At 66.6% G+C, this 20,789-nt stretch carries 18 protein-coding genes and 1 pseudogene; 13 read left to right on the top strand and 6 right to left on the bottom strand.

What is annotated here, in order from left to right; genetic code table 11:
- Positions 1-303: 303 nt before the first annotated feature.
- Positions 304-1,636, top strand: a pseudogene (locus ACVW17_RS01710) (IS1182 family transposase).
- Between the two features lie 95 nt (positions 1,637-1,731).
- Here the strand turns inward: ACVW17_RS01710 and ACVW17_RS01705 are convergent.
- Positions 1,732-2,508 (bottom strand): 16S rRNA (uracil(1498)-N(3))-methyltransferase, encoded by a 777-nt coding sequence (locus ACVW17_RS01705; RefSeq protein ID WP_456750176.1) that lies wholly within the window; start codon positions 2,506-2,508, stop codon positions 1,732-1,734.
- A gap of 446 nt (positions 2,509-2,954) precedes the next feature.
- Here ACVW17_RS01705 and ACVW17_RS01700 point away from each other — a divergent pair, with 446 nt between their 5' ends.
- Positions 2,955-3,695, top strand: coding sequence for a hypothetical protein (locus tag ACVW17_RS01700; RefSeq protein ID WP_456750175.1), 741 nt, complete (start codon positions 2,955-2,957; stop codon positions 3,693-3,695).
- Positions 3,696-3,705: 10 nt separating this feature from the next.
- Entirely contained in the window at positions 3,706-4,638 is a 933-nt protein-coding gene (ubiA, locus tag ACVW17_RS01695) for a 4-hydroxybenzoate octaprenyltransferase (protein ID WP_456750174.1), read from the top strand.
- A gap of 178 nt (positions 4,639-4,816) precedes the next feature.
- On the opposite strand, the gene ACVW17_RS01690 is transcribed toward ubiA, so the two are convergent.
- Positions 4,817-5,341: a DUF6101 family protein gene (locus ACVW17_RS01690; RefSeq protein ID WP_456750173.1), complete on the bottom strand. Its 525-nt coding sequence runs from the start codon at positions 5,339-5,341 to the stop codon at positions 4,817-4,819.
- A gap of 274 nt (positions 5,342-5,615) precedes the next feature.
- Here ACVW17_RS01690 and ACVW17_RS01685 point away from each other — a divergent pair, with 274 nt between their 5' ends.
- The 6 genes from ACVW17_RS01685 to lpxK all read left to right on the top strand — a co-directional run bounded on the left by ACVW17_RS01685 (position 5,616) and on the right by lpxK (position 11,231).
- Positions 5,616-7,004 carry a TldD/PmbA family protein gene (locus ACVW17_RS01685; RefSeq protein WP_456750172.1) on the top strand — a complete coding sequence of 463 codons (1,389 nt, stop codon included), beginning with the start codon at positions 5,616-5,618 and terminating at the stop codon, positions 7,002-7,004.
- On the top strand, positions 6,991-7,800 hold the full coding sequence (locus ACVW17_RS01680) for an inositol monophosphatase family protein (RefSeq protein WP_456750171.1): 810 nt from the start codon (positions 6,991-6,993) through the stop codon (positions 7,798-7,800). The genes ACVW17_RS01685 and ACVW17_RS01680 overlap by 14 nt, the downstream gene beginning before the upstream one ends.
- Positions 7,801-7,960: 160 nt before the next feature.
- On the top strand, positions 7,961-8,209 hold the full coding sequence (locus tag ACVW17_RS01675) for a DUF4170 domain-containing protein (protein ID WP_050628541.1): 249 nt from the start codon (positions 7,961-7,963) through the stop codon (positions 8,207-8,209).
- Positions 8,206-8,919, top strand: a complete 714-nt coding sequence (locus ACVW17_RS01670) for a lysophospholipid acyltransferase family protein (protein ID WP_456750170.1) — start codon at positions 8,206-8,208, stop codon at positions 8,917-8,919. Before ACVW17_RS01675 ends, ACVW17_RS01670 begins: the two co-directional genes overlap by 4 nt.
- Positions 8,882-10,216, top strand: a complete 1,335-nt coding sequence (locus ACVW17_RS01665) for a 3-deoxy-D-manno-octulosonic acid transferase (RefSeq protein WP_456750169.1) — start codon at positions 8,882-8,884, stop codon at positions 10,214-10,216. The genes ACVW17_RS01670 and ACVW17_RS01665 overlap by 38 nt, the downstream gene beginning before the upstream one ends.
- Positions 10,209-11,231 (top strand): tetraacyldisaccharide 4'-kinase, encoded by a 1,023-nt coding sequence (gene lpxK / locus ACVW17_RS01660; RefSeq protein WP_456750168.1) that lies wholly within the window; start codon positions 10,209-10,211, stop codon positions 11,229-11,231. The genes ACVW17_RS01665 and lpxK overlap by 8 nt, the downstream gene beginning before the upstream one ends.
- 14 nt (positions 11,232-11,245) lie before the next feature.
- On the opposite strand, the gene ACVW17_RS01655 is transcribed toward lpxK, so the two are convergent.
- Complete coding sequence (locus tag ACVW17_RS01655) at positions 11,246-11,467, bottom strand: DUF2093 domain-containing protein (protein ID WP_456750167.1); 222 nt, start codon at positions 11,465-11,467, stop codon at positions 11,246-11,248.
- Between the two features lie 229 nt (positions 11,468-11,696).
- Here ACVW17_RS01655 and ACVW17_RS01650 point away from each other — a divergent pair, with 229 nt between their 5' ends.
- Complete coding sequence (locus tag ACVW17_RS01650; RefSeq protein WP_456750166.1) at positions 11,697-12,485, top strand: dienelactone hydrolase family protein; 789 nt, start codon at positions 11,697-11,699, stop codon at positions 12,483-12,485.
- On the opposite strand, the gene xseA is transcribed toward ACVW17_RS01650, so the two are convergent.
- On the bottom strand, positions 12,482-14,101 hold the full coding sequence (xseA, locus tag ACVW17_RS01645; RefSeq protein WP_456796722.1) for an exodeoxyribonuclease VII large subunit: 1,620 nt from the start codon (positions 14,099-14,101) through the stop codon (positions 12,482-12,484). The genes ACVW17_RS01650 and xseA overlap by 4 nt on opposite strands.
- 165 nt (positions 14,102-14,266) lie before the next feature.
- Here xseA and purD point away from each other — a divergent pair, with 165 nt between their 5' ends.
- Complete coding sequence (purD, locus tag ACVW17_RS01640; RefSeq protein WP_456750164.1) at positions 14,267-15,550, top strand: phosphoribosylamine--glycine ligase; 1,284 nt, start codon at positions 14,267-14,269, stop codon at positions 15,548-15,550.
- 95 nt (positions 15,551-15,645) lie between these two features.
- Here purD and ACVW17_RS01635 read toward each other — a convergent pair whose 3' ends face one another.
- Complete coding sequence (locus ACVW17_RS01635) at positions 15,646-16,878, bottom strand: acyl-CoA dehydrogenase family protein (RefSeq protein WP_456750163.1); 1,233 nt, start codon at positions 16,876-16,878, stop codon at positions 15,646-15,648.
- Between the two features lie 116 nt (positions 16,879-16,994).
- Between ACVW17_RS01635 and ACVW17_RS01630 the strand changes: the two genes are divergently transcribed.
- Positions 16,995-17,900, top strand: coding sequence for an alpha/beta fold hydrolase (locus ACVW17_RS01630; RefSeq protein WP_456750162.1), 906 nt, complete (start codon positions 16,995-16,997; stop codon positions 17,898-17,900).
- Between the two features lie 216 nt (positions 17,901-18,116).
- Here ACVW17_RS01630 and ACVW17_RS01625 read toward each other — a convergent pair whose 3' ends face one another.
- Positions 18,117-18,575, bottom strand: coding sequence for a nucleoside deaminase (locus ACVW17_RS01625; protein ID WP_456756296.1), 459 nt, complete (start codon positions 18,573-18,575; stop codon positions 18,117-18,119).
- Positions 18,576-18,704: 129 nt separating this feature from the next.
- Between ACVW17_RS01625 and ACVW17_RS01620 the strand changes: the two genes are divergently transcribed.
- Entirely contained in the window at positions 18,705-20,789 is a 2,085-nt protein-coding gene (locus ACVW17_RS01620; RefSeq protein WP_456796721.1) for a pseudouridine synthase, read from the top strand.

Here is a 20,789-nt window from a genome sequence, read left to right as displayed (position 1 = left end):
ACAGGGATCAGCCAAGTGGCTTAATGATTGGGTTCGTTAACGATTTTGCGACGGCTTGGCTAGGGGCAGATGTCTGCCGTCACCTTCCATCGCATAGCGCGCCTGAAGGCCCGTCATCCTGAGAGGTGCGAGCGCAGCGAGCCTCGAAGGATGAATCGGCCACTGGCCGGGCCGTGCATCCTTCGAGGCTCGCCGAAGAGGCTCGCACCTCAGAGGGTGTGATTTTTTTGGGGTTTCAGCGAGCATTATAGCCGAAAGCCGGCGCGGTGTGATTCTCTGGCGATGATGGATTCGCGGGAGGTGATGTTGGCTGCCGATGAGTTGTTTGGGGACCTGCCGGAGCAGGCGAAGCCACCAGCCGAAGCGGGCTTGCCCGGCGCTCCGCGGCTGCGTGAGCCCCAGCGCGACCAGATTGCGCTGCGAGCGGTTGATATTGAGAGCCTGATCGGGGAAGACCATCCGGTGCGGCTGATCTGGTCTTATGTCGAAGAGCTTGATCTGAGTGAGTTGGAGGACCGGATCAAGGCTCGCGGCGATCGTCCCGGTCACCCCGCGACCTCGCCCCGGCTTTTGCTGGCGCTGTGGCTCTATGCCGCCAGCGAAGGCGTTGGCAGCGCGCGGGCGTTGGAGCGGCTGTGCGAGAGCCACGATGCCTATCGCTGGCTGTGCGGCGGGGTGTCGGTGAACTATCACCTGCTGGCAGACTTCCGGGTCGGCAACGCCGATCTGCTTGACCGACTGCTCAGTGAGCATCTGGCAGCGTTGGCAAAGGCCGGTCTCGTCGATCTGGAGACCTTGGCGCAGGATGGCATGCGGGTCCGGGCCAGCGCCGGGGCCGCCTCGTTCCGGCGCGAGGCGACGCTGGATAAGCATTTGGCGCAGGCTGAGGCCGTGGTGGAAGACCTCAAGCGCGAGGTCGACACACGCTCGGACGCCAGCAATAAGCGTGCCCGGGCAGCCAAGGAGCGGGCCGCGCGGGAACGCAGCGCGCGGGTGAAGGCGGCGCAGACGGCGCTCGCCGAGATCAAGCAGCAGCGCAAGGAGCGCGAAGAAAGTCGCGGCAACGGCAAGACGCCGAAGGAGCCGCGGGCCTCCACGACGGACGCCTATGCACGGGTCATGAAGATGGCGAACGGCGGCTTCCGCCCCGCCTACAACGTGCAGGTGACGAGCGTGGCCGGCGAGCAGATCGTCGTCGACACCAGAATTTGCAACATCGGATCCGATCGCGGCCTGATGCGCCCCATGCTGGAGCGGCAGCGTGCGCGGCCCGGAGGGTTGCCCAAGGACCATCTCGTCGATGGCGGCTTTGGCAGTGCCGAGGACATCGAATGGGCCTATGCCGAGGGCATCGATATCTTTTGTCCGCCCACTCAATCCAAGCACGGTACCGATCCCTATCTACCGCGGCGCGGCGACGGTCCGGGGGTGTTGGCCTGGCGTGCGCGAATGGCGAGCGAAGAGGGCAAGGCCCGATACAGGTCCCGGTCGATCTGCGAGTGCATCCATGCCCGCTGGCGCAATTGGGACCTGCGGCAATTGACCGTGCGCGGCATCGAAAAGGGTCCGTGCCGTCGTGCTCTGGTACGCCCTCGTCAACAACATCCTGCAAGGCAACCGCCTCTCCAGAGCCTAAACAACGGGTCATCGCCGAACTCGAACTCAAACCTGCCAATTGCTGCGACGAACAGCCGCCAAAAACTCCGCAGGAGCCGAATCCGTCACAAGCTCTCAGGATGACGGGGAGGTGGTGTTTGGTCCATTTCCCCGCCAATCGCCCAGCGCCGCCTGCACCAGCGCCAGCGCGGCGACGGCGGCGGTGTCGGCGCGCAGGATGCGCGGGCCCAGCGCAAGGCGGAGGATGCTGGGCTGGCGCAGCAGCAGCGCGCGCTCCTCCTCGGCGAAGCCGCCTTCGGGACCGATCAGGACATCGATCCCAGTATTCACCGCCCTTGCCGCTTGCAGCGCCCGGATCGGGTTCGCGACCTCGGCCGCCTCGTCGCAGAACACCAGCAGCCGCGCCGGGGTGCGCCCCGCCAGGAAACGCTCGAGCGGCAGCGGATCGGCCACCTCGGCAAGCGAGATGATGCCGCATTGCTCGGCGGCCTCGACTACATTGGCGCGCATCCGCTCGCCATTGACCCGCGACACCTGCGTGAAGCGCGTCAGCACCGGCACCAGCCGCGCGGCGCCCATCTCGACCGCCTTCTGCACCATGTAGTCGAGCCGGGCATGCTTCAGCGGCGCGAACACGCAAGTGACGTCGGGCAGGCGGTCCTGTACGCGGGTCAGTGCCGATATCGCCAGCGTGTCGGGCCGCTTGCGGCCACCAATCTCCGCGCGCCATTCGCCGTCGCGGCCGTTGAACACCAGCACGCTGTCGCCGGCGCCAAGCCGCAGCACGTTACCGAGATAATTGCTCTGGTCGCGCTCGAGCGTGACCGTTGTACCAGTGCCGAGCGGGGCGTCGACAAACAGGCGGGGGCTGCGAAAATCGTGTTCGGGCATGTTCTGGGTTTCCTGCGGCGTTCTAGCCCGGCGCGGCAGGTTAACCAAACCGGGTGACACCGTAGTCCCTCGGACTCGTCAGGAACCCGGCGGCCGACTAGTAAGGGGCTGTCGATATTATTGCTTCTGTCACCAGTACATTATTGGAAGTCCAAGGGGTCGCTTGCACGCGACCCCTTTTGCTTTTGGGCACGCATGCACGGCCGCGGGTGTCATCAAAAATCCTGTTCAGGCATCTTTGATGGTCCGGTTTTACCGCCGGTCGCCGCCTAAAGGCTTCAAATCCGGGAACAATTTAATGTGGGCGGTGTGGCCCTACGCCGCGCTGTCGCCCAAATCCACGGGTTGTTAAGGCGTCACAGGAATCGTAAAACGCCCCCAAAATTCGTTGCTTCGTTTTTGTTGCGCTGGGGTTGCCTGGACCTTTTGCCGGAGAAACACCCTCGATGATCCGCCGCCTGATCGTGCTGACCGTTGCTGCGACCGCCCTGTCGGTGGGGCACGCCGCTGCCCAGAGCGCTTTTCCGGCTCCGCTGCCCAACCAGCAGGGGCAGGCCGGCACGGCCTCGGATCCCGCGTTCCCGCCGGTCAACGGTGCACGTCCCGCCAGCCGGGCCGGCACCGCCTCGGATCCTGCATTCCCGCCGGTCAACGGCGCGCCGGCGGCCAGGGTCGGCGCGGCGCCGTCGCCATTTCCGAGCGGTGGCGCGGCTCCGATCGCCGGCGGCGGTCTGTCGTCTCCGCCGCCCCCGCCGGGCGCCGGTGCGGGTGGCGAGGCTGACGCCTGCATGAAGAATTTCGTTCCGCTGCGCGAGGATGCGGAAAAGCGCGGCAAGGCGATCAAGGCCGCAAGCGATCGCCACGCCAGCCCGCAGGAGGCCTGCAAGCTGATCGGCAATTACAGCCAGGCCGAGATCAAGATGATCAAATATGTCGACGTTAACGCGGCCAAGTGCGGAATTCCGCCGCAGATCGCCGACCAACTCAAGAACGGTCACAAGAATACCGAAGCGCTGCTGAAGAAAGTCTGCAACGTCGCCGAGCAGGCGGCGGCGCAGCCGCGCGGGCCTGCGGGGCCGTCGCTGAGCGACGTGCTCGGTTCGTCCGCCTCGCTGCCGGAAGCGACCCCGACCAAGAAGGGCGGCAGCACCTTCGACACGCTGAACGGCAACGTTCTCACCCGTTGATGGATCACCCATGAGCGACGTATCCGCCCGCGTTGCCGACTCCACGGGCAACTGGGTGGATACCCATGCACCGGTCTGGTCGCGGCCCTATCTGCGGCTGGCACGCTACGACCGGCCGATCGGCTCCTGGCTGCTGTTGATGCCATGCTGGTGGTCGGCGGCGCTCGCCGCCGGCGTCGCACACGACGTCCGCTCGCTGCCGCTGGTCGTGCTGCTGTTCTTCATCGGCGCCTTCGTGATGCGCGGCGCCGGCTGCACCTGGAACGACATCACCGATCGCGATCTCGACGCCAGGGTCGAGCGCACCCGGTCGCGGCCGATCCCGGCCGGGCAGGTCACCGTGGCGCAGGCGGTGATGTTCATGGTGCTGCAGGCGCTGATCGGGCTTGTCGTGCTGCTGCAGTTCAATCGCTTCGCGGTGCTGACCGGCATCGCCTCGCTCGTGATCGTCGCGATCTACCCGTTCATGAAGCGGATCACCTGGTGGCCGCAGGTCGTGCTCGGCCTCGCCTTTTCCTACGGCGCCCTGATGGGATTTGCGGTGACGCTCCAACGCATCGACACTGCGGCGATCGCGCTCTACGCCGGATCGATCGCCTGGGTGATCGCCTACGACACCATCTATGCCCACCAGGATGCCGAGGACGACGCGCTGATCGGCGTCAAGTCCACCGCGCGGCTGTTCGGTGCCCGCACTCATCGCGCGCTGATGATGTTCTACGGTCTCGCCGTGCTGCTGATCGGCACGGCATTCGCGCTGGCCGGCGCGCGCTGGCCGGCCTGGATCGGCCTTGCGGCGTTTGCGCTGCATCTTGTCTGGCAGGTCCGCCGGCTCGACACCAGCGATGGCGCGCTCTGCCTGCGCATCTTCAAGTCCAACCGCGACGCCGGCTTCATCCTGTTCGCGAGCCTGGTCGTCGACGCCGTGCTGCGCGCGGGGTAGCTCTCAATCCGTCGTCATTCCGGGGCGCGCGAAGCGCGAGCCCGGAATCCATCGGGCCGCAATACTCGTGGTGAAATGGATTCCGGGCTCGCGCCAAGTGGCGCGCCCCGGAATGACGGAGTGATGTCTTGAGTGGCGAACCACCTCACCGTCGTGAAGCTTGAAGCGCGAAACGAACTCAATCCCGCGCGATGATCTCGCGCTCGTCGCGATGCACGCTGGCTTCGTTGTGCTGGACGCCGGCGCGGCGGCGGACCAGGAATTTCGGGCGGCGGGCGCGGATTGCGTTGCGGCGACGGCGGCGCGGGGAAGGCGTTCGCGGTGCCGGCTCGGTCAGTTGCGGCAGGCGGAAGATGTCGCTCCAGGTCTGCCAGGCGGACGTGATCTCCTCGGCATCCGAGCTCGTGCCGAGCGGAATGGTGAGGGCGGGATCGCGGTGGACCAGCACCAGCATCTGCGCATCGTCGATGCCGCGGATTGCGACGCCGAGGAAATCGCTGACCCGAACATTGATTGCCATCCGCATGCCGCGAACGGCACGGCGCAGCACGACATGTTCGCGGTGAAGCTCGACCTGCCGCGTGCCGCCATCCGCGCGCGAATCCTGCGCGTGGAAGGAGAGCGGAAGGGAAAGAGGGTCGAGCCGCATTGCGCAGCTCGACCCGGCGGAATTGATTCCGCTTGTTGGTGTTTGACGCCTCAAAGCTCTGTCTCCCCGCCGGGATTATGTTCCCGGTCGATGGGTGAGAGCCTAGCCGAACGATCGCCGTTCCAGCTTAAAAAGCCTGGTTAATCTCTCCTCACCTCGTGCCATGATTGACAAGAGGTTGGCCCGCATGATTGACGAAGCCTTGCCCCGATCACTCAAATCTTTGTTGCCCGCGGGTGCAAAGTGCTTGAAATCCCTGTGAATCCGGCACATCTGGTGTGGTCTGTTACTTCGTTCCGGGCTCCCCTCAATCCGCAGGAATTCGTTCGTGAACTCTTCACCATCTGAATCGCGACACGGTGATACCTCCGATTTGTTCGATCAATCCGCGCTCAGCGACCTCGCGCAGCGCCTGGTCGATGCCGCCAAGCGCGCGGGCGCCGATGCCGCCGATGCCCTCGCGGTGCGCGGCGTCTCGCAAGGCGTCGAGGTGCGCGACGGCCGTGTCGAGGAGACCGAGCGCTCCGAGGGCGACGACGTCGGCCTGCGGGTCTTCGTCGGTCAGCGCCAGGCGGTGGTGTCGACCAATGAGGTCTCCGGCGAGGGGATCGCAAAACTCGCCGAGCGTGCGGTGGCGATGGCGCGCGTCGCGCCCGACGACAAATATGTCGGCCTCGCCGATCCCGCGCTCCTCGCGCATGATTTCCCTGATCTCGATCTGCTCGACCGCAAGGTCCCGACCACCGCCGAGCTCGAGCAGCGCGCCATCGAAGCGGAGGCTGCCGCGCTCGCGGTCAAGGGCGTCACCAAGTCCGGCGGTGCGTCGGCTTCCACCGGGATCGGCGGCATGGTCCTGGTGACCTCGACCGGCTTCCACGGTTCCTATCTGCGTTCCAGCCACGGCATCTCGACGACGGCGATTTCCGGCGAGGGTACCGGCATGGAGCGCGATTATGATTTCACCAGCGCGCCGCATGCCTCCGATCTCGATTCACCCACGACCGTCGGCCGCAAGGCCGGCGAGCGCGCGGTGGCGCGGTCCAATCCGCGCAAGGTCGAGACCTGCAAGGTGCCGGTGGTGTTCGATCCGCGGGTTGCCGGCTCGATCGTCGGCCATCTGGTCGGCTCGATCAACGGCGCTTCGATCGCGCGCAAGACCAGCTTCCTGAAGGACAAGCTTGGCGAGCAGCTGTTCTCCAAGGATATCCGCATTATCGACGATCCCCTGCGCGTGCGCGGCCTGCGCTCGCAGACTTTCGACGCCGAGGGCGTCAAAGTGAAGAGGATCGCGCTGATCGACGAAGGCGTGCTGACGACCTGGGTGCTGGACTCCGCGACCGCGCGCGAGCTCGGCCTGGTCACGACAGGGCATGCGCATCGCGGCGTGTCGTCGTCGCCGTCGCCCGGAACCTACAATCTGCATCTCGAACCGGGTGCGGTGACGCCGAAGGAGCTGATCTCCGACATCAAGCAGGGCTTCTATGTGACCGACCTGATCGGGTCCGGCGTCAACGGCGTGACCGGAGATTACAGCCGCGGCGCGTCCGGCTTCTGGATCGAGAATGGCGAGATCACTTATCCGGTCAGCGAGGTAACCATCGCCGGCCATCTGCTGCCGATGTTCAAGTCGCTGGTCGCCGCCAACGATCTGGAGTTCCGCTACGGCGTCAATTCGCCGACGCTGCGCATCGAGGGCCTGACGCTTGGCGGACGCTGATACGGACGACTGGACCAAGGCGCGCGACGCCGCCTTGCTGACGCGATCGGTGCAGGAGGCGGGGCGGCTCGCGCTGTCGCTGTTCCGCACCGAGTTGAAGAACTGGACCAAGGGCGCGTCGTCGCCGGTCTCCGAGGCCGACATCGCGGTGAACGACCTGCTGGAGCAACAGCTGCGTTCGGCAACGCCCAGCTATGGCTGGCTGTCGGAGGAGAGCGCCGATAACGAGACGAGGCTCGGCAAGCGCTTCACCTGGATCGTCGATCCGATCGACGGCACCCGCGCCTATCTCGCAGGCCGCGAGGATTGGTGCGTCAGTGTGGCGCTGGTTGAGAACGCATCTCCGGTGCTCGCGGCGGTGTATGCGCCGGTGAGCGAGGAGTTCTTCTTCGCCGCCCGTGGGCAGGGCGCCACCCTGAACGATAGCGCCGTGCACGCAACCGCAGGCACCGAGTTCAATTTTCCCCGCATGGCCGGACCGAAGCCGCTGGTGCAGCGGCTCAGCCCGACCTCGGACGAGATCACGCTGTTTCCGCGGATCGGATCGCTGGCGCTTAGGCTTTGCCGTGTAGCACAAGGTCGACTTGACGCCGGCTTTGCGGGCGGGCAAAGCCGCGACTGGGATCTTGCCGCTGCGAATTTGATCGTGCAGGAAGCGGGTGGTAAGATGACGGAGCTCTCGGGGGACACGATTGAGTACAATCGCCGGGAGGTAACGCATGGGGTGCTGGTGGCAGCGGGACGCGAACGTCATGCACGCATTGTCGAGCATTTTCGCAGCCGCCCATTGCCGTGAGGCTCTACTGCATTGCCAATTGTGACAATCAGACTTGTTGCGACAGAGCCGTGACGACCAGACTTTCGACGATCAGACGATCAGACTTTGTGACGACCAAGACCTGTGACGACCAAGACTTCACTTCTTTGCCGGGCATCTCGTTAGGATAACCACCATCATGTCAGACAATGCCCAGCCGCAGCTGCTTCACCTCGTCATCGGCGGCGAGTTGACCGATCTCGAGCACAACACCTTCAAGAACCTGGACGAGGTCGAGATCGTCGGCGTGTATCCGAACTACGCGACCGCCTACGCGGCCTGGAAGGCGAAGGCGCAGGCGACCGTGGACAACGCCCAGATGCGCTATTTCGTCGTTCACCTCCACCGGTTGCTCGATCCTGAGCAGGACACAAAGCATTCCCATTGAAACGACTTTTTCGCGATCTGCTGCGCAGCGGCTTCGTGCAGCGCGCGCTGGGGGTGCTTGCGGCCGAGTACCTGCGGCTGGTGTGGTACACCAACCGCTTCAGCTACCAGCCGCATGACGTGTACGGGATCGTCGAGCCATTGATGCCGGCGATCTTCGTGTTCTGGCACGGCCAGCATTTCATGACGCCGTTCATCAAGACCAAGGAGAGCTATCGCGCCAAGGTCCTGATCTCCCGCCACCGCGACGGCGAGTTCAACGCGCTGGCGGTGGAACGGCTCGGCATCGGGACCATCAGGGGTTCCGGCGACCATTCCGGCGCGTTCCATCGCAAGGGCGGCGTCGGCGCCTTCCTGGAGATGGTCCGGGCGCTGGAGGACGGCTGCAACATCGCAACCACCGCCGACGTCCCGAAGCGGGCGCGGGTGGCGGGACTCGGGGCCATCATGCTGGCGCGGGAGAGCGGCCGGCCGATCGTCCCGTTTGCGATGGTCACCAGCCGATTCATCCGGTTGAAAAACTGGGATTCGTCCACCATCAATTTGCCATTCGGGCGCGGCGCAGTGGTAGGTATTGAGCCGGTCTATGTGCCGCCCGATGCCGACGCCGCGACGATGGAAAAGCTTCGGCAGCACGTGGAGGATTTGCTCAACGAAGCGACCCGGCGCGCCTATGCCGCCGTCGGGCGGCCGGAGGCAACGCTTGGCTAACTCGCTCCCGATGACGTTGCGTGTCTACCGCAAACTGTCGTCCGCGATGGTGCCGGTCGTGCCTGCCCTGATCAAGCGGCGGCTCAAACTCGGCAAGGAAGATCCCGAACGGGTCGGCGAGCGACGCGGCATGAGCGCCGATACCAGGCCGCAGGGCCCGCTGGTGTGGATCCACGGTGCCAGCGTCGGCGAGGTGCTGGCGGCGGCCGGGCTGATCGAGCGGCTGCGCGCGCTCAATCTGCGCATCCTGCTCACCTCGGGGACGGTGACCTCGGCCGCGATCGTGGCCAAGCGCTTTCCGCCCGACGTGATCCATCAATATGTGCCGTACGACTCGCCGCGCTATGTCGCGCGCTTCCTCGATCACTGGCATCCGTCGCTGGCGCTGTTCATCGAGTCCGATTTGTGGCCGAACCTGATCCTGTCGAGCGCGGCGCGGCGGCTGCCGATGGTCCTGATCAACGGGCGGATGTCGCAGCGCTCGTTCCCGCGCTGGCGCCGCCTCTCCAACACCATCGGAGCGCTGCTCGGGCGGTTCGACATCTGCCTCGCGCAATCGAACACCGATGCCGAACGCTTCGCGGCGCTCGGCAGCCCCAATGTCGTCGTCACCGGCAATCTCAAGCTCGACGTCGCGGCGCCGCCGGCCGATCCGGCCAAGCTGGAGCGGCTGATGTCGGTGACGCGCGGCCGCGCGATCGTGGTCGCCGCATCGACCCATCCCGGCGAGGAAGAGATCCTGATCGAGGCGCACACGTCGCTCGCCAAGTTCTTCCCCGGGCTGCTCACGGTGATCGTGCCGCGGCACGCCCATCGCGGTGAGGCGGTCGCACAACTCGTGACCGATGCCGGCCTGCGTCCCGGCCTGCGCTCGCATGAGGATCTGCCGGTCGCGACCACGGATATCTACGTCGCCGATACGATGGGCGAGCTCGGCCTGTTCTATCGCCTGGCACCGATCGTGTTCATGGGCGGCTCGCTGGTCGCGCATGGCGGCCAGAACCCGATCGAGGCGATCAAGCTCGGCGCTGTCATCGTGCACGGTCCGCACGTGTTCAACTTCACCGACGTCTATGCGGCACTCGATGACGGCGGCGGCGCGCGGCGCGCCGACGATCGCGACGCGCTGGTCAAGCAGCTCGGCCAGTTCCTCGCCGATCCCGCGGCACGCGATACGTCGTTGGCGGCCTCCGAGCGCGTGGTCGAGCAGCTCGGTGGCGCGCTGCAGCGCACGGTGACCGCTCTCGAGCCCTATCTGTTGCAGTTGCGGCTCGAGATGGGAGCCGCCAATGCGTGAGCCGGGCTTCTGGCACCGGCCGCCGTCCTGGATCGCGTTTCTGTTGAGCCCTCTTGCCGCGCTGTACGGCGCGGTCGCCGCGCGGCGGATGCAGCGCTCCGGCAGCGATGCCGGCATTCCCGTGATCTGCGTCGGCAACTACCATGTCGGCGGCGCCGGCAAGACGCCGACGGTGCTGGCGCTGGCACATCTGCTGCGCGAGCTCGACGAGCGGCCGGTGGTGCTCAGCCGCGGCTATGGCGGCAGGCTCGCCGGCCCGGTCAAGGTCGATCGTCACCGCCACACGGCGGCCGATGTCGGCGACGAGCCGCTGATGATGTCGGCGAATCTACCTGTCGTGGTGTCGCGCGACCGCGCCGCGGGCCTGGCGCTGGCGCGGGCGCAGGACGCCAGCGTGATCCTGATGGATGACGGCTTCCAGAATCCGTCCGTCATGAAGGATTGCTGCCTGATCGTGATCGATGCCACGCGCGGCGTCGGCAACGGCCGCGTGATTCCGGCCGGCCCGTTGCGCGCGCCGCTGTCGCCGCAGCTGGAGCGCACCGACGCGCTGATCGTGGTGGGCGAGGGGAGCGCGGCGCAGCACATTGCGGCCGATCTTGCGTCCCGCGGCAAGCCGGTGTTGTCCGCACGCCTGAAGCCGGACCAGGCTTCGCTGGCGGCGCTAAACGGGATGCGTGCACTCGCCTTTGCCGGCATCGGCGATCCCGCGCGCTTCTTCAACACGCTGCGCTCGAGCGGCGTCGACGTGGTGCAAAGCAGGGCTTTCCCCGATCACCACGCCTTCAGCAAGGCGGAAATCGAGCAGCTCGCTGCGGATGCGAAGCGTGACGCCTTGACGCTGGTGACGACGGAAAAGGATCTGGCGCGCTTGCGTGGTCCGGACGGGACGCCGGCCTGGGCGCAGGCGATCGTGCCGTTCGCGGTGACGCTGCAATTCGAGGATGCGGCCGCACTGCGGCGCTGGGTGTCGGATCAGCTGTTCAGGGCAAGGGACAGGAGGTTGCGCAAATGAACCCGGCCTTGCGCCTACGCCTTGACCATGTCCGGATGGTGGCGCTGCAGCACGGCGGTCGGGGTGGCATAGGCCTCCTGCAGGTCAACGCTCCAGTACTTCAGCTCGTCGAGCGGGATCCGGACGTCGGTGACGGCACAACGCACGAAAGTGCCGGGCGAGATCACGCGGAAATCGCCGTCGAGATATTGCACCTGCGCTTCGCCATGGCCCGAGGGACCGAACTTGTTCAGCACGTCTAGACTCTCCGCCTTGCCCCTGATGAGGCAGCCTTAAATGGTCATCAAGCCGTCTATCACAGATAGGGGGGCATGTCCGCCCGTTAAACCACCGACTTGTGATGATTTGGCGGCAGAGGCGCATGGTAGCATTGCAGCCGTGGTCCGCTGTGTTTGCAGCGCCATAACGAGCCGGCCGGATCGGATGCGCCTCACCTCAGTTTTCATGTGCCTGGCGATGCTTGCCATGCCGGCCGCGGCCGCGGCGCCGCTTCCGGCCCCGCACCAGGTCGAGATCCCCGAAGGCAGCCTCACGCTGCACGCACAGCTCTACCGGCCCGACGGCGACGGCCCGTTCCCGACCGTGATCGCGCTGCACAGCTGCGGCGGTCTCGCCGGCCGTTCCGAGCAGGTCGCCCCGCGCTATCGCGACTGGGCCGAGCAGTTGCTCGCGTCAGGCCATGCGGTGCTGCTGCCGGACAGCTACGGCTCGCGTGAGCTCGGCCCGCAATGCCGCATCCGGGAGCATCAGGTCCAGACCCGCCGCGCGCGGGTCGCCGATATCAACGCGGCGCGGCAGTGGCTGGTGCAGCAGAAATGGGTGGCGAAGAGCCGTATCAGCCTGATCGGCTGGGGCAATGGCGCCGCCGCCCTGCTGTGGGCGGTACGGCCGCAGATGTGGTCGCGCAACGTCGAGCCGGATTTCCGCTCGGCGGTTGCGTTCTATCCGGATTGCCGCACCTCGTTCGGCCTCGGCTGGAGTGCGCGGGTTCCGACGCTGGTCCTGATCGGCGCGCGCGACGATGTCACGTCATCGTCGGCCTGCCATCAGATGGTCGACGGCGCGCATGGCCGCAGCGCGCTGGCGAAGATCGTGGTCTATCCCGACGCCTATCACGACTTCGATCGCGCCAATCTGCCGCTGCACGCGGTCGCGGCCTCCGATGTCGACGTCGCCGAGCGCGGCCATATCGGCACCGACGCGGACGCGCGCAAGGACGCGCAGAAGCAAGTCGCCGAGTGGCTGTCGCGCTAAAATAAACTGCCCTGATCGACCGGCTTGGTGACGCGCTTCGGCGCCGCCGGCTTTGCCTCGCGCGGAGGCTTCGGCGCACTCTCCGCTGGCACCGTCGCTTGGAGCTGATCGGCATTCGTGGTGGCGGCGACGCGGCCGTCGGCGAACTCGATCGACAGGCTGGCGTTGGGGCCGACCGCCGCGGCGGAATGCAGCGCGTGTCCGTGCGCGTCGCGCACCAGCGCGAAGCCGCGCGCCAGCACGCCGCGATAGGACAGCGCCGACAGCAGCTGGCTGCGATGGGCGACCCGCGCCTCAAGCCGCTGCAGCGTCGTCAGCAGCGCCCGGCGGGCGCGCTCGGCGAGGCGGTGGGTGCGCTCGAGATCGCGCGCGATCGCGTTGCGCTGGGCCTGCGCATTGGCGAGCCTGGAGGCCTTGAGCCGGATCTCCAGCCCATTGAAGCGCTCCCGCCTGCGATGCAGCAGCGCGCGCGCCGACAGCGCGATACGCTCGCCTGAGACCGTGAGCCGCTGCCTGGCATGCGCGACCTGGCCGCGCAGCACGCCGATGGTCAGCCGCGAACTCGATGCGGCAAAGCGGCGGAAATGCGCGTGCGTGTTGGCCTTCAGCCCGCGCGGCAATCCTGCGGCGAGATGATCGAGCCGCTGCCGCGGGATCGCCAGCAGCTCGTTCGCTGCCGGCAGCGCCCGCGCCGCGGCGCGCAGCTCGGTGCGGCGGGCCTCCTGGGCGCGCTGCCAGCACACCATGGTGCGGCGGGCGAGCGCGGCAACCTCGACGAACAGCTCGCTCCGCACCGGCACCGCCATTTCGGCGGCGGCGGTCGGCGTCGGCGCGCGCTTGTCGGCGACGAAATCGATCAGCGTGATGTCGGTCTCGTGGCCCACCGCCGAGATCAGCGGGATATGGCTCTCGGCCGCGGCGCGGACCACGATCTCCTCGTTGAACGACCACAGGTCCTCCAGCGAGCCGCCGCCGCGCGCGACGATCAACAGATCGGGCCGCGGAATCCGGCCGCCCTCCGGCAGCGCGTTGAAGCCGCGGATCGCGGCCGCGACCTGCTCGGCTGAGCCGTCGCCCTGCACCTTGACCGGCCAGACCAGCACCCGGCGGGGGAAGCGGTCTTCCAGCCGATGCAGGATGTCGCGGATCACCGCGCCGGTCGGCGAGGTGACGACGCCGATCACCTCGGGCAGCCAGGGCAGCAGCTGCTTGCGGGCCTCGTCGAACAGGCCCTCGGCCGCGAGCTTCTTCTTGCGCTCCTCCATCAGCGCCATCAGCGCGCCGACGCCGGCCGGCTCCAGCGAATCGATGACGATCTGGTACTTCGAGGAGTTCGGATAGGTGGTCAGCTTGCCGGTGGCGATGACCTCGAGGCCCTCCTGCGGCTTGAACCGCATCCGGGCATGGGCGAACTTCCAGATCACCGCCTCGATCTTGGCGCTCTCGTCCTTCAGCGCGAAATAGCAGTGGCCGGAGGAGTGCGGCCCGCGAAAGCCCGTGATCTCGCCGCGGACGCGGACATGGCCGAACCGGTCCTCCACTGTCCGTTTCAGGGCGGAGGAGAGTTCCGAGACGGTGAATTCAGGCGCGTTGACGAGATTCGGAGCAGCGGTCATCTGGTCTATAGAATCGGGGTTTTCGACCCCGTGTGCAAGGCCCGGCCGCCGTGTTTCCGGCGTCGAATCACATATCCACATCTGATCGAACCGCGTGTTGCCGCGGTCGGGGAGCGTGCTAAACCGGACCAAACGGCGTTACAACCCCTCTGATCGGCGACACAGATGAACATCCTTCTGCTCGGTTCCGGCGGCCGCGAACATGCGCTGGCGTGGAAGATCGCCGCATCCCCGCTGGTGACCAAACTCTGGTGCGCGCCGGGCAATGCCGGGATCGCGCGCGAGGCCGAATGCATCGCGCTCGATGTCGCCGATCATGCCGCCGTGATCGAATTCTGCCGGCGCAACGCGGTCGATCTGGTGGTGGTCGGTCCGGAGACACCGCTTGCCGCCGGGATCGTCGACGACCTCACCGCTGAGGGCATCAAGGCGTTCGGGCCGAGCAAGCAGGCCGCGCAGCTCGAGGGCTCGAAGGGCTTCACCAAGGATCTCTGCAGCGAGTTCGACATTCCGACCGGCGCCTATCGCCGCTTCGACAATGCCAGGGACGCGACAGCTTATGTCCGCGCCCAGGGGGCGCCGATCGTGGTCAAGGCTGACGGGCTCGCCGCCGGCAAGGGCGTCGTGGTGGCGCAGACGCTGGCTGAAGCGGAAGCCGCGGTTGCGATGATGTTCGAGGGCGCGTTCGGCTCGGCCGGCGCGCAGGTCGTGATCGAGGAATTCCTGTCCGGCCGCGAGATCAGCTTCTTCGCGCTGTGCGACGGCGAGACCGCGATCCCGCTCGCCACCGCGCAGGACCACAAGCGGGTGTTCGATCACGACAAGGGGCCGAACACCGGCGGCATGGGCGCCTATTCGCCGACGCCGTTCGTGACGCCTGAGCTGCACGAGCAGATCATGGCGCGCATCATCCTGCCGACGGTGGCCGGGATGAAGAGCCGCGGCACGCCGTTCAGGGGCGTGCTCTATGCCGGCGTGATGCTGACCGCGCAGGGCCCGAAGCTGTTCGAATACAATGTCCGGTTCGGCGATCCCGAGTGCCAGGTGCTGATGCTGCGGATGATGTCCGACATCGTGCCGGCGCTGCTCGCCTCGATCGATGGGCAGTTGAAGAATTTCGATCTGCGCTGGTATCCCGACCCGGCGCTGACCGTGGTGATGGCGGCCAAGGGCTATCCCGGCGACTATATCAAGGGCACGCGGATCGACGGGCTCGATGACGCCGCTGAGGTCGATGGTGTCGAGATCTTCCACGCCGGCACGGTCGCGAAGGATGGCGCCATCCTTGCCAACGGAGGCCGCGTGCTGAACGTCTCTGCGATGGGCAAGACGGTGACCGAAGCACGCGACCGCGCCTACCAGGCCGTCGATCGGATCAAATGGCCCGACGGCTTCTGCCGCCGCGACATCGCCTGGCAGGCGGTGGAGGCGGAGCGGGCGAAGGGTTAGCCACCCACCGTCATTGCGAGGAGCGAAGCGACGAAGCAATCCATCCCCGCGTGGAGAAGTGGATTGCTTCGCTTCGCTCGCAATGACGGCGGGGGCTACAGCAGATCGCCGCCCGCGGCGCTTGCCGTGGTGCCGTGCTCGCGGAACGCCTTGATGACGTTCTTGCCGATCTTCCACTTGTGCACTTCATCCGGGCCGTCGACCAGCCGCTGCGAGCGCACCTGGGTATACCATTTCGCCAGCGGCGTATCCTGGCTGAAGCCGAGCGCGCCGTGCAGCTGGATCGCGGTGTCGATCACCTTGTGCACCATGTGGGCGTGGAAGATCTTGGCGATCGAGTTCTCCTGGCGGATGTCCAGCCCTTTCTCGGCCTTGTAGGCGATGTGCAGCAGCATCAGCCGGCCGATATAGAGCTCGCTCGCGCAGTCGGCGAGCATGAACTGCACCGCCTGGCGGTCGGCCAAGAGCTGGCCGAAGGTCGAGCGCTTGGTGACATGGGCTGCCGCCATGTCGAGCGCGCGCTGCGCCTTGGCGACGTTGTGCATGCCGTGGCGCAGCCGGCCATAGGCGAGGCGGTGCTGGCCCATGTTGAAGCCGTTGCCCTCGCCGCCGAGCAGATTGTCGGCCGGCACTTTCAGGTCCTTGATCTCGATCTCGGAATGGCCGCCATGGATCACGTCGTCATGCGGGCCCTCGATCGCCATGTTGGCGACGTTGCGCTTGATGCGGTAGCCGGGGTTGGGCAGCTCGACGATGAAGGTCGAATATTGCTTGTGGCGCGGCGCGTTCGGATCGGTCTTCGCCATCACCAGTGCAAGGTCGGCGACGCTCGCCGACGAGGAGAACCATTTCTCGCCGTTGAGGATGTAGTTCTCGTTGCCGTCCTTCACCGCCGTGGTCTGCATCCCGGTGGCATCGGCGCCGGCGGCCTTCTCGGTCATCGAGAAGCAGATCCGCTTTTCGCCGTTCAGGAGAGGTTTCAGGAATTTCTCCTTCTGGTACTCGGTGCCGTGCGCCAGGATCGTCATCATCGAGGCGTCGTCCGGCCCCTGCGTGTTCATCGAGAGCGCACCCAGCATGCTCTCGCCGAGCTCCATCTGCACCAGCGCATTGGCCAGCGGGCCGAGGCCCATACCGCCATACTCCTTCGGCACGAACGGGCACCACAGGCCCTGCGCGCGGGCCTTCTTGCGCAGCGGTTCAAGCACCTCGGCAAGCGGCTTGGTGTCGAGTTCCTTTTCTGCCGGAATGCATTCGTCGTGGACGAATTTGCGTACCTTCTCGCGGATCGCCTTGGCCTCGGCGGGAATCTCAAAATCGATCGACATGGCACTTCCTCGTTTCGTGTTGTTGTTGGCAGGACCTCAGGATGGCATAAACCAGGCCAGCGGCAACGCCGAACAAAGTTTGAAGCACGGCGCACGCGACCCGGGAGGAGCTACCGATGCCTGATCTCGCTGATCTTTTTCCCGGCTACGAGTCGAAATGGATCAATACCTCGCAGGGCCGCATCTTCGCCCGCGTCGGCGGCAAGGGGCCGCCCTTGCTGCTGCTGCACGGCTTCTCCTCGACCCATGTGATGTGGCACACGGTGGCACCGAAGCTCGACGACACCTTCACGCTGATCATCGCCGACCTGCCGGGCTACGGCTGGTCCGACATGCCCGACAGCGACAAGGACCATACGCCCTATACCAAACGGGCCTGGGCCAAGACCATGATCGAGGCGATGGAGCAGCTCGGCCATGTGCATTTCGCGCTCGCCGGCCACGACCGCGGCGGCCGCGTGTCGTATCGGCTGGCGCTCGATCATCCCGGCCGGTTGTCGAAGCTCGCGGTGCTCGACATCGCGCCGACCTATGATTACTGGCAGAGGCTCAATCGCCTGTCGGCGCTGAAGATCTACCATTGGGCGTTCCTGGCGCAGCCTTACCCGCTGCCGGAGACGCTGATCTCCAACAACGGCGAATTCTTCCTCAAGGAGAAGATGGCGAGCCAGACCCGGACCAAGACGCTGGAGGCGATCGATCCGCGCGCGCTCGCGCATTACCTCGCGCCGTTCCGCGATCCCGCCCGCATCCACGCGATGTGCGAGGACTACCGCGCCGGCGCCTATGCCGATTACGAGATCGACAAGGCCGACGTCGACGCCGGCAACAAGATCACGATTCCGATGCTGGCATTGTGGGGCGATGCCGGCGTCGCCAGCGCGGCGACGACACCGCTCGACACCTGGAAGACTTGGGCCACCAATGTCAGTGGCGCGCCGGTGCCATCAGGGCACTTCCTGCCCGAGGAAGCGCCCGACGCGACCGCAAAGCTGCTGCGGGAGTTTTTCCTGGCTGCATGATCCGTCATCCTGAGGAGCGCGGAACGCGCGTCTCGAAGGATGCACGGCCCGGCTGGTGGCCGTCGATCCTTCGAGACGCCGCTTCGCGGCTCCTCAGGATGACGGGATCAACAGCGGCGAGCTTCGTAGCCCGGATGAAGCGGAGCGAAATCCGGGGTCGTCTCCGCAGCGCAATCTTTCCGGATTGCGCTACGCTCCATCCGGGCTACGCGAGCGTCACCGCCGCTCCCTGAAGAACTCGCGCAGCAGCCGCGCGGCCTCGCTCTCGCCCACCGCGCCGTAGATCTCCGGCACGTGGTGGCAGGTCGGCTGGGCGAAGAACCGGACACCGGACTCGACCGCGCCGCCCTTGGGATCCGCGGCGCCGTAATACAGCCTCCGAATGCGGGCGAAGGAGATCGCGCCGGCGCACATGGTGCAGGGCTCCAGCGTGACGTAGAGGTCGCAATCGACCAGTCGCTCGGTGCCGATGGCCTCTGCCGCCTGCCGGATCGCCAGGATTTCGGCATGCGCGGTCGGGTCGCGGTCGGTCAGCGTCCGGTTGCCGGCAGTGGCGATCACCTCATATCCCCGCACAATCACGCATCCGATCGGAACTTCGCCCGATTTTCCGGCATTTTCCGCGGTCTTTAGGGCCAAATCCATGAAAGAAGGGGCCGACATGCCTCGTATCATCGGAAGAAACCTGCTAGTAGCGTCGCCTTCAGCAAAAGTGGATGCCGGTTTTGCGTCAAACGCTGCCACGAGGGCGCGTACGGCCCGGTGACCCTTGCAACCCCAATTGAACGTCCAGTGAGAACATTCATGCCCCGCGACAGCGACAAAAACAACGATTCCCGCGGCCGGCGTGATCGGCCGGGCGGTGGCGGCCGAGACCGCGCCGGCGGCGGCAAGGGCCGCTCCGGCGCCGCCCGCGGACCCGACAAGAAATTCGCCAAGCGCGGCTTCGGCGGCAAGGACTTCGCCGGCAAGGGCGATGGCGAGAAGCGGCCGTACCGTCGTCGCGAGGACGGCGATGCGCCGCGCCGCGATTTCGGCGACAAGCCCCGATTCAGCCGTGACGACCGCCCTCGCGGCGATCGGCCGTTCCGCGATCGGACGACGCGTGACGGCGATGGCGAGCGGCGCACCTTCAAGCCGCGCGGCGAGCGCCGCGATTTCGAGGCAGGCGATCGTCCACAGCGCGGCGAGCGCGGGAGCTTCCGTTCAGAAGGCCGGTCGTCCGACCGCAAGTTCGGTGAGAAGCGATCCTATGGCGATCGCGAGAAGCGTCCCTACACGCCGCGTGGCGAGCGCGACGGCGAGAAGAGGTCCTTCGCGCCGCGCGGCGAGCGTGCCGAGCGCAAGTTCGACGACAGGAAGTTTTCCCGCGGCGATCGCGACAAGGGGTCGTTCCGCGACAAGGGCGAGGGCCGCCCGTTCCGCCGCCGCGAGGAGGGCGATGCACCGCGCCGCGATTTCGGCGATCGGCCGCGTTTCAAGCGCGACCGCGACTTCGAAGGCCGGGACCGCGGCGACGAGAAGCCGTGGCAAAAGCGGGATCGCAAACCGCGCGAGGATCGCGGTGGCGATGAGCGTCCGCGCTTCTCGCGGTCGCGCGACGATCGTGGCGGCGGCGAACGTCCGCGGTTCTCCAGATCCCGCGACGATCGTGAGCAAGGTGATCGGCCGAAGTTCAGCCGGCCGCGCTGGGATCGTCATGACGAAGACGGCAGCCGCGACAATCGTCGCCGCGAGCGCCCCGAAGGCCGCACCGACTGGCAGGAGCATCCGCGCAGCGAGGGCCGCTTCTCCGATCGTCCGCGCCGCGACAATGAGGACGACAGCAGGATCTTTGCCAAGCGCCCGGCCTTCGGCGGCCGCGGCGCCTACCGTGAACGCGCCACTGACGACCGCCGCGAGCGCCCGGAGCCGAAGCCGAAGAAGTCGGGCGAGCGCATCGCCAAGGTATTGGCGCGCGCCGGCCTTGCTTCGCGCCGCGATGCCGAGGAGATCGTCACGCAGGGGCGCGTCACCGTCAACGGACGCGTGATCAACTCGCCGGCGCTCGACATCACCGACAATGACGTCGTGGCGGTCGACGGCAAGCCGTTGCCGCCGCGCGAGCGGACCCGGCTGTTCATGTATCACAAGCCGCGCGGGCTGATGACGACGCATGCCGATCCCGAGGGACGGCCGACTGTGTTCGACAATCTGCCGGAAGGCTTGCCGCGGCTGATCTCGATCGGCCGGCTCGATTTCAACACCGAGGGCCTGCTGCTGCTGACCAATGACGGCGGCCTGGCGCGGACGCTGGAGCATCCCGACACCGGATGGCTGCGGCGCTACCGCGTGCGCGCACACGGCGAGGTGACGCAGGCGCAGCTCGACCAGCTCAAGCACGGCGTCGAGGTCGACGGCGTCAAATACGGGCCGATCGAGGCGACGCTGGAGCGCGACCAGAGCTCCAACGTCTGGGTGGTGTTCGCGATCCGCGAGGGCAAGAACCGCGAGGTGCGCAACGTGATGGCGCATCTCGGGCTCGAGGTGAACCGCCTGATCCGGATCTCCTACGGCCCGTTCCAGCTCGCCGAGCTCGAGGAGGGCAAGGTCGAGGAGGTCAAGACGCGGGTGCTGCGGGAGCAGCTCGGCGAGAAGATCGCCAAGATCGCAGGCGCCGATTTCACGCGGCCGGAGCAGCGTGACGCCGGCGACGATGCGCCTGCCAAGAAGCCCAAGGCCAAGCGCGAGACGATCAACGACCGCAAGGGCCGCCGCGTGCTGGTACAGCGCACCGGCAGTGACGAAGCGCGCGCGCGCAACGAGGACGAAGCCAACGGCTACGGCCCGCCGCGCCGCCCCAAGCGCGGCTATCACGGCAAGCGCGATCTCAAGCCGCGGGACGAGTAA

The sequence above is a fragment of the Bradyrhizobium sp. USDA 4473 genome (assembly GCF_054063335.1).
This window is presented reverse-complemented; position numbering and strand designations above follow the sequence as displayed.